Genomic DNA, 13,782 nt, shown 5'->3' with positions numbered 1-13,782 from the left:
TCGCCGGCGCCGATCTCGCCGAATCGCTGGCCCGTCACGGCGTCAAGGCCGAGACCCAAGGGTATCCGACCGATGGCATGGACGAGGGCCAGGCCCTGATGCGATGTGCGGAGGATTGCGGCGCCGGCCTCATCGTGATGGGCGCCTACGGACATTCGCGGCTGGCCGAGTTCATCTTCGGCGGCGCCACGCGCTTCGTGCTGACCCGCATGACCCGCCCGGTACTGATGTCGCATTGAGGGGACTGACCATGCTCACCAAGATCAGGCTTGAACTGGCGCGCGACCATGAACACCCCGCTGGGTCTCCCGCTGTGGGGTATGAGTTCGCAGCACCTCTCGACGCGAACGGCAAGATCAATCCGGAGGAGTGGCACAAGCGGCGCGAGAATTGCCGGGTGCGCCGCTTCCGGCCGGGCGAGGCCGACGACATCGGCCACCTGATCCGCAAGCCGGGCGGGTCCTGGGCCTTCCACTACGACATCGAGTCGGATGAGGAGGACGACGAGTCCGGTTACCGCTTCGGCGACCACGCATTCACGCTCGGCGAATACGTCTCGATCCGCGAGGACGATGAACTGAGGACGTTCCGGGTCGTGAGGGTGCAGCCCGTCTAGGTTGGGGCTTGCCTCACGGGCGCAGTCCCGCTACCCATCGCGCCCGAAATCCAAATAATGGGGCGCATGACATGGCGAGCTACAATCTGTTCCTGCTTCCGGGCGACGGCATCGGCCCGGAGGTCATGAAGGAAGTCGAGGCGATCATTGCGTGGATGAACGCGCAGGGGATCGCCCGCTTCGAGACCGACCGCGGGCTCGTCGGCGGCTGCGCATATGACGCTCATGGCCAGGCCATTTCCGAGGCCGACATGGCCAAGGCCATGGCCTCCGACGCCGTGCTGTTCGGCGCGGTCGGCGGGCCGAAGTGGGACAAGGTTCCCTACGATGTCCGTCCCGAAGCGGGCCTGCTGCGCCTGCGCAAGGACCTGGGCCTCTTCGCCAATCTCCGCCCCGCGATCTGCTATCCGGCCCTCGCCGATGCCTCGTCGCTCAAGCGCGAGGTGGTCGAAGGCCTCGACATCCTCATCGTGCGCGAGCTGACGGGCGGCGTCTATTTCGGCGAACCCAAGACCATCACCGATCTCGGCAATGGCCAGAAGCGCGGCATCGACACGCAGGTCTATGATACCTACGAGATCGAGCGCATCAGCCGGGTTGCCTTCGAACTCGCCCGCACGCGCAAGAAGAAGGTGTCGTCCGCCGAGAAGCGCAACGTGATGAAGACGGGCGTTCTGTGGAACGAAGTGGTCACCCGCATCCATGCGCAGGAATACCCGGACATCCAGATCGAGCATGTGCTGGCCGACAACTGCGCCATGCAGCTGGTGCGCTGGCCGAAGCAGTATGACGTGATCGTCACCGACAACCTGTTTGGCGACATTCTCTCGGACGTGGCGGCGATGCTCACCGGATCTCTCGGCATGCTGCCGTCCGCCTCGCTGGGCGCGCCCGACGAAAAGACCAAGCGCCGCAAATCGCTTTACGAGCCGGTGCATGGCTCGGCGCCGGACATTGCGGGGACCGGTGCCGCCAACCCGATCGCGATGATCGCATCCTTCGGCATGGCGCTGCGCTATTCGCTGGGGCTGGGGGAATGGGCCGACAAGCTTGACCAGGCGATTTCCGCGGTGCTTGCCAAGGGCATCCGCACCCGGGATATCGCGGGCAGCCAGCCGGCCAACGCGACCACCACCGAGATGGGCGCCGCGATCCTCAAGGAGCTTCAGGCGCTCGCCTGAGGCAATGCCTTCTGCGGCGGCGATCAGCCGCCGCAGAGTTCCTTGCGGACATCGGACAGCAGCTTGATCTGGCCCGTCACCGTGCCGGCAAGGCGGCCATCGCCCCGGCGCATCGGCAGGGTCTTGACGTGGATCGGCTGTCCATAGCTGGCGACGACCAGATTGATACGGTTCGAACAGATCGCGTTGCCGTTCTTCGTGCCCATCTTCTTGCCAAGCCGCTGGTTCAGGCCGGTGATGAGTTCACGGAGACGGGTCACGAGCTGGTCGACTTCCTCCTCGTTGCCCACCATGTCACGCGGCCAATACCCGGGCATGAGCATCGATACGTTCTTGTCGGTGTTCATCAGGATCCAGCTGATGCCCTCGACATAGTTGTCGATCAGGTTCTTGGCGCCCGGCATGATCGCCGTGCCACCTTCGAAATTGAATCCGGCGAAGTCCGGCTGGGCAGCCAGTTCCTTCACCAGCCGGGGGGACCGCTTCTCGTTCCAGCGCCGGATGTTGGGACGGAACCCGCCGACGGGCACATCCGCCGCCGCGAAAGACTGCGTGATCAGGTTGAAGGCGTGGACATTCTCCGGAATCTTGGCCTGTCGCGCATTCTGCGTGTCCTTGAGCTTGCCGTTCTTGCCGCGCAGCGGAATCCACACGAAGTTGTTCTTCTTGGTCTGCAGGCCGGGTTCCATGTATAGCATGAGGTTGTCGAGCGTGATGCCGACGCTGTTCATCACGCAGTATGTGCGCGGCAGCTGGTTGAGCCTGACCTTGTCGGAGCTGCGATCGTAACTGAACTCCTCCGTCGTCACGAGCTGCTCGCCCCAGACAAGCTTGCCACGCTTCTGCTCCTGGACGAGATCGAGGTTCCTGAAAACCCGCTTCAGTGCGTCGATCTGCATTTCCCTTGCATTGGCATACTTACCGGTCTTCCTGACGAATTCTTCCTGCGTCCTTGCGCACGCGTCCCGTGTGGCGGTACCGCCCTCAGGGGTGAAGAACTCTCCATCCAGTTCGATCTCCTCCGTTCCAGCGGAGACCTTCTTGTTCAGCGCGCATTGCTTGGGGCGGCCCGGCCAGTAGATCAGGGGGCCGGCCAGAAGGGTGTTGATATAGTACCCGTCGCTAAGGGCCCGTGCCTCGCGGATGTCTTTCAGCGCGGCAGGATTGCCTGCGGCATCTGCGACGTCCTCGATTTGCGTCGATATCTGCCAGAAAATCCGGAACTGGCCGGTCTCGGCCCCGGACGCACGGGCGGGTACGGGCTTCCCGGCTGCCTGCGAGATTTCACAGGCGTCGTCGGCCAGCGCAGGCGAGATGAATGCGGCGCAGCAGGCCGTGAGCGTCACGGTGAACGACAGCGCGGCGGTGCGAAGGGTGGAGGATATTGTCAAGGTTCGATCCAATCATTGACAGGATGACGTCGATGCCGTCGGATTGATTTATTGAGAGTGACCAAGAAAACAAGGCTTTTCTGGAGTTGCCGGGCTGCGGCGCGGCGATCCCATCAGGCTTGACATCATGCCACGTTGCGCTGCAATAACAACGGTTGGGGCGTCACAAATGGTACTCAAAGGAGTTCGGCATGGACGATACGGAGAAGGAAGCGAAAGCAAAGCGCAGGGAAGCAAAGCCCATGAACGCCCGCAGCCGTCTTCTGTATATCACCGCCCGCCTGCAGGAGATGTCCGAGGAGCGCGCGAAGCTTGTCGAGGAACGCAAGGCCCTCAAGGCCGACCGGAGAGCCGCAAAGGCTGCCGAGCAGCCCGAAACCGAATAGAATATCAACCAACATCCCATGTTCGCCTCGATGAGGGGCCTCTTCCGGCCCGGGCAATTGCTATGCCCGTGCGGAGATGTCATCGGTTTCAGAAACGGCGTTCCAGACAATCCATGCTCAGCTCAGGTATCTTGTGATTAGGCACTTCGGACTGTTCCGGGCCGGAGGGGCAAAGGGAGAGATCAATCTCCTTGAGCCCAACCGTGCCATTTCTTCCAATGACCTGGCGCTTCAGGGTGACGTCTGGCGGGCGACCGGCACCGATCCCTATATCGTCTATCGGCTCGATGAGGCGGCCCACGAGGGCGCCCTCCTGGTCGAGCTCGATATCGAAATCCTCGAAGGCCGCATCTATCCGCGGGTCTATTTTCATGGCCGGAGGGGCTTCACCCAGGCCGCATCGGAACTGATGCGCCGGACCGGGACCGGGCACTACAAGCTGTTCCTGTATCTGACCGGGCCCTGCAAGATGGTCCGGTTCGACCCGGCGGAATCCTCGTCTTGCGCGTTCCGGCTGCGGCAATTCATCGTGCGGCGCGTGCCGTCCCGGACATTTGCCGTGCGTGCCATGCGCGATGGCGCCAATGCGGGGGAGGAGCAGCCGAAGCTGCAACGGCTGATGAAGGCCATCCGCATGGTGGCAAAGACCGGTATTGCCTTCGAGGTGGTTGACGGTGGCCCGGCCGAGCGCCTGGGCGATGCGCGCTATGTCAAATGGATGAACTACTTCGACTACTCGGACCAGGAACGCCCGGCTATCGCTGCAAAGGTCGAGCGGCTGGCCCGGAAGCCCCTGATCTCGGTGGTGATGCCGGTCTACAACACGCCCGAGACGCTTCTCGACGAAGCCATCGAAAGCGTCGTGAACCAGATCTATCCGAACTGGGAACTGTGCATTGCCGACGATGCCTCGAGCGCAAGCTGGGTCAGGCCCGCGCTCGAGCGCTGGATGGCGCGCGACCCGCGCATCAAGGTCAATTTCCGCACGGTGAACGGCCATATCGCGGAGGCGACCAACTCGGCCTTCGAGCTGGTGAGCGGCGAGTATGTGGCGCTCCTCGACCATGACGATATCCTGCGTCCGCATGCGCTTGCGGAAGTGGCCTTCGCCCTCGACACCTATCCCGACGCCGAGCTGTTCTATTCCGACGAGGACAAGATCGAGGAAGACGGCAAGCGCCGCTTCGACCCGTTCTTCAAGCCGAAGTGGAACCCGGACCTGTTCCTCGGGCAGAACTACCTCAACCACCTGACGGTCCACCGCACGGCCAATATCCGCGCCGTTGGCGGGTGGCGGAAGGAATATTACGGAAGCCAGGATTACGATCTCAATCTTCGCATAGTGAAGATGATCGACACCGACAAGATCGTCCACATTCCGAAAATCCTCTATCACTGGCGCCTGACGGCGCAGTCCATGGCCCAGGACGAAGGCTCGAAGAGCTATGCTGTCGACAATGCCATCAAGGCCCTTCAGGATTTCATCGATGGCATCGATATCAAGGGCAAGGTCGAACAGATCCCCACCACCAACTGGTACCGGGTGCGCTACGATATTCCCGATCCGCCGCCACTGGTGTCGCTGATCATCCCGACCCGCAACGGATACGGCATTCTCAAGGCCTGCATCGACTCGATCAAGCAGCTGACGACCTATCCGAACTACGAGATTCTGATTGTCGACAATGGCAGCGACGATCAAGCCGTGCTGGACTATTTCCGCGAACTCGAGGAAGCGGGAACAGCCAGGGTGCTTCCCTACAATCACCCGTTCAACTTTTCCGCCATCAACAACTTCGGTGTCAGCCACGCCAGGGGCGAAGTGATCGGCATGATCAACAACGACATCACGGTCATCTCGCCGGACTGGCTGACCGAGATGGTGAGCCTCGCCATCAGGCCGGGCACGGGCTGCGTCGGCGCCAAGCTCTATTATCCCAACGACACGATCCAGCACGCGGGAGTGATCGTCGGCCTCGGCGGCGTTGCCGGCCACTCGCACAAGTATTTCGACCGCAAGTCGCGCGGCTACTTCGGCCGGCTGATGGTCGTGCAGAACGTCACCGCCGTCACGGCAGCATGCCTGCTCGTGAAGCGGTCGATCTATGACGAAGTGCGCGGGCTCGACGAGCAGAACCTCAAGGTCGCGTTCAACGACGTCGACTTCTGCATGAAGGTGGCCGCGGCCGGCTACAACAATTGCTTCACGCCATTCGCCGAACTCTATCACCACGAGTCGATCTCGCGCGGCACCGAGGACGATCCCGTCAAGCAGGCCCGCTTCAAGTCGGAAGTGATGTTCATGAAGGAAAAGTGGGGCGGCGCGCTTGTCGAGGATCCCCAGTATTCTCCCAACCTGACCCTCAAGTATGAAGACTATTCGATCAATGTGGACTAGGGCGCAACAAGCGGCAAATTGTGTGCGCGCCGGCCTTGTGGTCGCGGCGGCCGCTCCGTCGGCTCTATCCCGGACAATACCTTTGCGTTTCGCCGGATATTCCGCCGCCAGCATGATGGCCGGATGTCCGATTTCAGACAGGAGTTACTGATGCCCAAGTGTGTTCTGCATATCGGTATGCACAAGACCGGTACGACATCCATCCAGAACAGCCTGAAGGAACTGGATGACGCGGACTTCTACTATGCCCGTGTCGGCGGAACACCCAATCACAGCATCCCAGTATACTCCGTCTTTGCCAACGATCCCAAGCGTCACAAGTTGAACAAGACGCGCGCCAAGATGAAGAATTTCGTCCAGAGCGCGCGGCGTGACCTCAAGAACTCCATCGAAACCGCAAACGGCAGGACGCTGGTGATTTCGGGTGAGGGGCTGGTGAGGTGGAAGCGCGACGAAATCGCGAAGATGCAGAAATTCCTTGCCCGCAACGGTTATGACGACGTGGATGTCGTTGCCTATGTGCGGTCCCCGGCCGCGTTCCTGTCGAGCGCCACGCAGCAGAGGATAAAGGGCGGCAGCTTCAAGGCTTTCGAGGTCGAGAGGTCGGTTCCCGACTACCGCGGAAAATTCAAGAAGTTTGATGCCGCGTTCGGACGCGACAAGGTCCGGCTCTTCAAGTTCGACCCTGCGGCTTTCGTCAAGAATGACGTCGTGCTTGATTTCTGCAGCAAGGTGGGAATTCCCGAATCCAGCATCAACGTCATGCGGAAGAACGAGTCGATCACCAAGGTCGCCGCGCAGATCATCTATCAGTATTGCCAGATTTCGGAACAGGAAGGCCTCCCCCCTGTCCGGGGCGGCATGGGTGAAAAACTGTCCATTGCGCTCAATACGCTCGATGCCACCAAGTTCCGTCTTTCACCCGCCCTGGTGAAGCACATACTAGCAAAGCACGCCGGGGATACGGAATGGATGGAACAGCGGCTCGGCTGTTCGCTCGAAGAGGACCTTGGCGAGGAACGGCCCGACGACATCAAGTCGGTGGACGATTTGCTGTCGCCTGTTCCTGGGCTGTCGGACAAGCTCACGGAACTTCTGCGCAGGTACGACATCACCGTTCCGGATGATCACGATCTCAGCACATGGCGGCTTCTCGGCATGTTCATTGCTGCCGAACGCCTCCGGCAAAAGGAATCGGGTGAAAGCAGGAATGCCGGGAAAACGCGCGCTGGCGCCCAGCACGATGGCCAGCATGAAGGCAAGCCGGAGCGCGGCAAGGCGGCACAGCGTGACCTGCGGGAGGATCGCGACAGCGCTGAATCAACGCTGGTCATTGCCGCCCTGCCTGACGCAGCAGAGGCAGTCAAGCCGGCGCAGGTCATCAAGCCGCAAACACAACCCGTTTCGGCCGACGCACGCAAACCCGCCGCACCCGCTGGAAAGGACCGCCCGATGGCCGTAGTGGGCAAACCACGGCGCCCGCCGCTGACCGACTCGCCGCGTCCGATGATCAATGTCCGCAAGCAGCTGATGGTGCTGTGGTCGCCGAAGTCGGCCTGCACCACCTGCTATGTGTGGTTCAGCCATGTCTCCGGATTTCTGCCGCAGGTCCGGAAGTACGCGACCTGGCCGCACAAGCACCGGATGGACATCTTCGAGAAGTCGAAGCTCTACAATGAAAGTGTTGATAGCGATCTGTCGGGCATTCGTTCGGTCCGCATCATTCGCGATCCCTACAGCCGCGCGGTCAGCATCTACCGTCACGCGCTGCAAACCAGGTTCGCCGACACGGCGCTGGCCAAGTATCAATCCGGCAAGTGGTCGATCGACGAGGGCATGTCGTTCCAGCAATTCCTCGACTTCGTGGCGACCCTCGACATGAGCGCGGTCGATATCCACTTCCGGCCCCAGTATCACCCCTACGAGGCGCAGCACCAGCCCAGCCATATCGTCAATATCTCGAAGCAGGATCTTTTCGAAGGCCTCAACACCTTCGAGCGGGACGCGGGAATGCCGCTCACCGATTTCAAGGCGTTCAGCTGGCTGCATGACCTTGAAGGAAAGCGCAAGGCACAGCACGTGCCGCTTGTCGGAGACAATCTCGACAAGATGAACTTCAACCGCAAGATTGTCGCGGATGGACAGTTCCCCAGCTACAACCAGCTGCTGACGCCGGAGGCGAAGCAGAAGATCGAGGCAATTTACAACAAGGACTTCAGTGCCTATCGTGACTACCTGTGACATTAACCCGTTGACGGAATCGCAGCTCACCTGAGGCGCCGGCCGATGTCCCCGGTGGCTTTCCCCCGCAATCTCGTATCAGAAGAACAGTGCAAAACATGAGTCAGGACCTTCCAGCGGCGCTCGTGAACAAGGGATTGGCGGAAATCAACGCCCAGCCCTTTGGCGACCAGGCAACACTTGCGGTCGTGGGACTCACCCGCAGCGGCACGTCGATGCTGTCCGCACTCCTGAAGACCTTTGGAATCCACATGGGCGAAGTCGTTGACAGCGCCGTCTACGAGGATGTCGAGGTTGCCAAGTTCATCGATGCAAAGGACTTCGCGGGCCTCAAGGCCTTCATCGCCAAGCGCAATGCCGAGCACGCGGTGTGGGGTTTCAAGCGGCCTAACGCCTACAAGGTGTTGAAGCAGCTCACGCCGATGATGCGCAAGCCGCGGATCATCGTGACATTCCGTGACGTTCTGGCCATCGCCATGCGCAATCATGTGTCGATGCAGATGGATGTCCTTTCCGCATTGCCTCGCTACGCCGATGAATACCAGGAGCTGATCCGGAACATCGCACCGCTGAAATGCCCGATGCTTCTGGTCAGCTACGAGAAGTTCATCCAGTTTCCGGAAGAATCGATTGTGCGCACTGCACGCTTCGCCGGCATCGAGCCGACGGCCGAGATGATCGCCAAGGGCATGGACACCGTGAAGAACGGCCCCGAGGCTTATCTCAAGGCCTCGCGCCTGCGCTACACCGGGCATGTCGACAGGATCGTGAACGGCAAGCTGAGAGGCTGGGCGATGGTCATCGACCAGCCGAAGCTCAAGGCCAACGTGCAGCTCAAGGTGAATGGCCAGGTGGCGGCAAGCGCTGTCGCGAATGTGCGCCGGAAGGATCTGGTCGATGCGGGCATCGGGGATGGCCACCATGGATTCGAGATCGATATCGACAACTCGATGAGCCGCGACAATGTCATCGAGGTGACTGCCGGCAACTCCAGCACAGTGCTTCCCAACAGCGGCAAGAAGGCGATCGCCTACGGGCTTGTCTGACAGGAACAGGCGGTGTCCCGATGGCCCTGAAGCAGGATGCCTCGACAGCCGGCCTGCCACGGGTCGCCGTGATCGCCGCCTTTCACGAGGCGGGCCGTGACCTAGTGGAGCGCCAGGTGGACTCGCTTCTCCGGCAACAAGGCGTCGCCCTCCGGCTGATCGGCGTTCTCGATGGTGCGAAGACCGCACAAGACCGCGAACTCACCGGCTACCTCGAGCGCTCGGGGTTCATCCTTATCAGGAATGACACGCCGCTGGGAGCCGGCGCCGCGTTTGCCAGAGGTCTTGCATTCGCCATCGAGACCAGCGAGGGCGAGGAGTGGTTCTCATATTGCGACCAGGACGATGTGTGGCATGCCGGCAAGCTCGCGCGTTCGCTGGCCTGCCTGCAGGAGACATCGGCGCAGCTCGTCCATTGTGATGCACGGGTGATCGACGAGGAAGGCCGTGTCATCGCGCCTTCCCTTCACCGCTACGAGCGGCGCCAGGAACCCGAGGACCTGCACCAGCACCTGCTTCTCAATGCGGTCACGGGAATGACGTCGCTGTTCACGGCCCAGACGGCGCGCCTTGCCGTGCGGCTCATCGAGGCGAACACGACCAGCATCCTGCACGATCATGTTACGGCGGCGGCGGCCGCCAGCCTCGGCCGGGTGGAGTTCCTGCCGGAGCCGCTTGTCGACTACATCCAGCATGACCGGAACCAGGTCGGTGCAAACGCCTATGATCCTTCCGCGCGGCGGCGGTCCTTCGGACTGAGGCATCTGCGGGCCTATCGCGCGAAATCCTGCCGCATGTTCGAGGAGCGCCGGGCTGTCGCGGCGGCTCTCGCACGGGAGGGAGCGTTGCCGCAACCGCTTGCAACGATGTTCGTCATTCAACGCACCGGACTTGCCCGTCTGGCCGCCACCTACATCCGCGCAATCGCACGGCTGCTCGCGCATGGACAGCGGCGCAGGGCAATGCTCTGCATACGGATGATGGATGCGGCAATCATGATGTGGTTCACCCGCAGTTGACCGGATACGATGCAGATGAAACAAAATTAGCCATGTGCCGGGCGCGAGGCTGAAAAATTTCATTCAGCTCGCAGTAAACTCTTGTGACCGCAATGGGTCCCGTGTTTATAATCCACCGGGGCGCGAACAGGTGAGATGTTATGGCGAAATTTCTGGGCAAGTCGACGTTCAAGTCGGGTGTGCCGGACGAGCAAGGCTCGTCTCCGGGCACAGTGCCGCACGGGTCGGGGTATATCCCGCCTCATGCGCTGATGAAGAAATTGATACGGCGTGAGAAGACGGCTTCAGGCGACGAGATGGTGACCATGCCACTCGTTGCATTCCGGAAGCTTCTTGAAGCCGCGGTCTCGGGTCTCTTCGACGAGAGGCATTATCTTGAGCGCTATGGCGACATTCGCGAGGCCGTGAATGCAGGGCGCATCCATTCGGGCCTCGACCACTTCGTCAACGATGGTTATCTCGAGGGCCGCCCGGCTCTGACCCATGCCGTCGACGAGGAATGGTATGTCAGTACCTATCCGGACGTGGCGCTTGCCATCAAGTCGGGCAAGGTTCGCAATGCGGCCCATCACTTCGAGGTCTTCGGCTACACCGAAGGCCGCGTGCCCAACAAGATCACCCAGAAGATCGTCGCCGAGTGGCGCGAGCTTGAGAAGAACGCCAAGCCCTGATCTTTTCGCTCAATCGGCCCGAATGATGACGAAGGCGCCGTTTCTTACCGGCGCCTTCTGCTTTGATTCATGTGAAGAGCGGGGAATCTGCCATGGAGGCAGAGCTCCCATGGCTGCTGCCTCAGGCTGCGCTTGCTGTCTTCAGATAGCGGTCGCGCTCGGCTGACCACAGGTCGCCATAGTCGACGTCGACGTGGTTGTCGAACCATGGTCCGCCATTGGTGTAGTGAATTGCAGCCGGTGTCGCGGCGGGCTTGGGATATTCGCCGACAAGGAAGTTCCACTTGAGATCGAGCGCTCCGATGGCAGAGTCATCGGCCCATGTGAAGCGATGCAGGTAGGCGGGCTCGGCACTGTTGACCAGCGACGGGGTCAGTGCCTTCACCGCAGGATGCGCGCCATTGAAGGCGATGAAGGACGACCAGTTCTTGCGCGGGTAGACGTGCTGGGCCTTGCCATCCATCTTGATGGCGAGCGCGGGCGTGTAGTCATGCTGAACGACGCAGATGGCCTTCGACGGATCGAGGCTCTTCTCCAGTTCCCGGATATCGGCCGTGTAGAGAAAGTCGCAGTCGGTGAAGATGCTCCAGCCATCATAGGCGGCGAGAAACGGCGTCAGAAACCGGGTGATCGAGAACTCGGTCGAAGCCTTGGCATCGACAGGCCTCGAATAGAGGCCCAGTTCGCGCAAGGTGGTCTGACGAAGCGGGTAGACCGGCAGGCCGGGTGCCGAATGCCGCAGAAGGGAGTGGCGGCAAACCTGCCAGGCAATGTCCTCACGACTGTCGTAACCCACATAGACTTTCATGCGTCTTCATCCTCACTCAGCTGTATGCCCCGGGAAATTCTAGCCGGGGTCTTGTTGCAGTGCACGCACAATCTTCGGGTCCACGACGATCCGTGGGCCGATTCCTGTATCTCCCTTGGGTCATGTCCGGCGATCAGGCATGTTCCCGGATGACCGCCACGATCAGCGACAGGACAAAGTAGGCCATGACGAGAAGAATGGCCGCCGTGCCGATATTGTAGGTCCGGTCCGGAAACAGAGACGCATCTGCCACCGAGGGCGTGGTGACGATGATGAGGTACTTGAGGCGCTGGGCGGCTTCGACGCGCACGCGCTCCAACTGCGTCAGATTCGACTTGTAGATCGTTTCGACAAACTCGAGGTTGAACTGGATCTCTCCGAACTTCGCGGCCAGCTCGCTCACGGCCGAACCGCCCGTGCCGATAGACAGCTTGTCCTTTTCCTGCACGATCTGCCGCTTGAGGGTGTCTATTTCGGCGCGCAGGCCTTGCACGACAGGCGAGTTCTCGTTCAGCTCCCGCCGCTTCACTTCGAGGTCTCCCTGCTTCGTCAGGAGTTGCGCGTTCAGCACGCCGATACTGGCATTGATCATCTGCGCTTCGGCATCGGTGGTCAGAAGGCCGTGTTCACGCTGGAACTGCAGGAGGGCGCCCTTGGCCTCGCGCAGGCGCGTCTCCGACATCTTGAGCTGGTTCTCGAAGAACTTCGTCTGCTCGAGCGTGACGCGCGAGTTGAGATTGTCCACGAACTTCTGGCTTCTGGTCAGTATGGTGTTCACGATCTTCTGCGCATACTCGCGCGAGAAGGCCTCGACGTGGATGTTGATCAGATGCGAGGTCGTGTCGTACTCCACGACGATGTAGCTCTCGAGGTAACTGTGGAAGTCCTCCAGCGAAGCCTCGGCCGGGAGCCGCGACAGCCAGTCGATTCCCGGTTCTGAATAGTGCTGGCGCAATTGCAGTTCGGATTCGAGCGTCTGCAGCATGTCGAGGGAGGTGATGAAGGTGACGAGCGTCAGTGCATCCTTGTCATCGCCCGTGGTGGGCAGTCCGATGACGGACAGGTCCAGCGACGGCGCCGAATTGTTGTCCTCGGCAATCGAGATCGTCGAGTCACTGTGAAACCTGTCGGTCGCGATGCGAAGCTGATAGTAGGAAAATGCTGCGAGCGGCAGCACGAACAACAAGATGAACAGGACTGTCCGGTAGCCAATTTTCATGTGAGATCAATTCCAGTTCATCTGTCTTGACTGCCTCGGCCACCGGCTGGCTGGCCGAAAGCCGTTTGAATGCCGGCGCTACCCTCGGCGGCGTCATCGCCGGGCGCGGGCGACAATGCGCCTTCGAGAAGCTTGCGGGCTTCGGCTGCTTCCGCGGCGGCTGTCTCCTGCGCGGCCGATATCAGCATCATGCGCGCTTCGGTGCGAGCCGAGTCATCGTTTGGCCCGGCTTCGAGATGCTGCAGCAACATGCGCGCGGCGCGCGACGCCTTGATCTGCGCCCGGTCCTGGCGGAGCAGGGCACGCCTGACAATCTCGCTTGCCGTGCCGCCGGCCGCATTGCCATCCTGGTGTTCAGCTTCGTCAAGGAGGTGCGTCCGGTCGCCGATCAACCGTGTGAGGCCCGACATGGCGCGCAACGCGGGCGGGGCTGGCTGTGTTTCCGCGCCCGATGATGCCATCGCGGGCATAACCGGCTCGGGCATTTTGTCTGCCGTCAACGCCACCTCGGGATTGTCCGGCTCTGGCGATCCTGGGCGGGCTTCGAGCCGCTGCCGCCGCTTCTCCGCGATTGCAGCCAGGCGGGCCCGCCTCGCCTCCAGCGTATTGACAGCCGGCGCGGGATCCTCGGGTCCAGCGGCAGCACCTTCGCCGGAAGAAACATCGCGGCCCTGTTCGCGGCGGAGGCGTCGCCTTTCCTCCGCTGCGGCCTGTCTCGCCCTCCGGGCTTCTTCTGCAGCGGTCTCCGTACTGGCCTCTTCCCCGGCTGCGGCGGCCTCGGCCAGACGGGCGGCGTCGGCGTCGCG

12 protein-coding genes and 1 pseudogene are annotated in these 13,782 nt (G+C 61.3%); 9 read left to right on the top strand and 4 right to left on the bottom strand.

Features of this window, described 5'->3' with window-relative positions:
- From ACEW8Q_RS22405 to leuB, 3 genes are all read left to right on the top strand, one after another.
- Positions 1-239 (top strand): universal stress protein (locus ACEW8Q_RS22405; protein WP_373506296.1); only part of this gene is annotated, 239 nt, incomplete at its 5' end.
- A gap of 11 nt (positions 240-250) precedes the next feature.
- A complete protein-coding gene (locus ACEW8Q_RS22400; protein WP_373506295.1) occupies positions 251-616 on the top strand; it encodes a hypothetical protein in 366 nt (121 codons plus the stop codon).
- A 71-nt stretch (positions 617-687) separates the two neighbouring features.
- The gene (gene leuB, locus ACEW8Q_RS22395; RefSeq protein ID WP_373506294.1) at positions 688-1,797 is read left to right on the top strand and encodes a 3-isopropylmalate dehydrogenase; all 1,110 of its coding nucleotides are present in this window, start codon (positions 688-690) and stop codon (positions 1,795-1,797) included.
- Between the two features lie 23 nt (positions 1,798-1,820).
- Here leuB and ACEW8Q_RS22390 read toward each other — a convergent pair whose 3' ends face one another.
- Positions 1,821-3,188, bottom strand: coding sequence for a hypothetical protein (locus ACEW8Q_RS22390; protein ID WP_373506293.1), 1,368 nt, complete (start codon positions 3,186-3,188; stop codon positions 1,821-1,823).
- Positions 3,189-3,379: 191 nt separating this feature from the next.
- Between ACEW8Q_RS22390 and ACEW8Q_RS22385 the strand changes: the two genes are divergently transcribed.
- The 6 genes from ACEW8Q_RS22385 (at position 3,380) to ACEW8Q_RS22360 (ending at position 10,949) form a co-directional block, all read left to right on the top strand.
- Positions 3,380-3,574 carry a hypothetical protein gene (locus tag ACEW8Q_RS22385; protein ID WP_373506292.1) on the top strand — a complete coding sequence of 65 codons (195 nt, stop codon included), beginning with the start codon at positions 3,380-3,382 and terminating at the stop codon, positions 3,572-3,574.
- A 133-nt stretch (positions 3,575-3,707) separates the two neighbouring features.
- Positions 3,708-5,972: a glycosyltransferase gene (locus ACEW8Q_RS22380; protein ID WP_373506291.1), complete on the top strand. Its 2,265-nt coding sequence runs from the start codon at positions 3,708-3,710 to the stop codon at positions 5,970-5,972.
- Between the two features lie 150 nt (positions 5,973-6,122).
- Complete coding sequence (locus ACEW8Q_RS22375) at positions 6,123-8,213, top strand: sulfotransferase family 2 domain-containing protein (protein ID WP_373506290.1); 2,091 nt, start codon at positions 6,123-6,125, stop codon at positions 8,211-8,213.
- A 98-nt stretch (positions 8,214-8,311) separates the two neighbouring features.
- The gene (locus ACEW8Q_RS22370; RefSeq protein WP_373506289.1) at positions 8,312-9,259 is read left to right on the top strand and encodes a hypothetical protein; all 948 of its coding nucleotides are present in this window, start codon (positions 8,312-8,314) and stop codon (positions 9,257-9,259) included.
- 20 nt (positions 9,260-9,279) lie between these two features.
- A complete protein-coding gene (locus ACEW8Q_RS22365; protein ID WP_373506288.1) occupies positions 9,280-10,278 on the top strand; it encodes a glycosyltransferase in 999 nt (332 codons plus the stop codon).
- A 140-nt stretch (positions 10,279-10,418) separates the two neighbouring features.
- The gene (locus ACEW8Q_RS22360) at positions 10,419-10,949 is read left to right on the top strand and encodes a hypothetical protein (protein WP_373506287.1); all 531 of its coding nucleotides are present in this window, start codon (positions 10,419-10,421) and stop codon (positions 10,947-10,949) included.
- Positions 10,950-11,070: 121 nt separating this feature from the next.
- On the opposite strand, the gene ACEW8Q_RS22355 is transcribed toward ACEW8Q_RS22360, so the two are convergent.
- From ACEW8Q_RS22355 to ACEW8Q_RS22345, 3 genes and pseudogenes are all read right to left on the bottom strand, one after another.
- Positions 11,071-11,757 (bottom strand): glycosyltransferase, encoded by a 687-nt coding sequence (locus tag ACEW8Q_RS22355; protein WP_373506286.1) that lies wholly within the window; start codon positions 11,755-11,757, stop codon positions 11,071-11,073.
- A 133-nt stretch (positions 11,758-11,890) separates the two neighbouring features.
- A complete protein-coding gene (locus ACEW8Q_RS22350) occupies positions 11,891-12,976 on the bottom strand; it encodes a hypothetical protein (protein WP_373506285.1) in 1,086 nt (361 codons plus the stop codon).
- A gap of 17 nt (positions 12,977-12,993) precedes the next feature.
- Positions 12,994-13,782 (bottom strand): annotated as a pseudogene (locus ACEW8Q_RS22345) (hypothetical protein); the annotation flags it as partial.

Origin of the sequence: Aestuariivirga sp. (assembly GCF_041738905.1) — a bacterium.
Classification (GTDB): domain Bacteria; phylum Pseudomonadota; class Alphaproteobacteria; order Rhizobiales; family Aestuariivirgaceae; genus Aestuariivirga.
The sequence above is the reverse complement of the archived record's forward strand: the minus strand, read 5'-3'. Positions and strand labels throughout refer to the sequence as shown.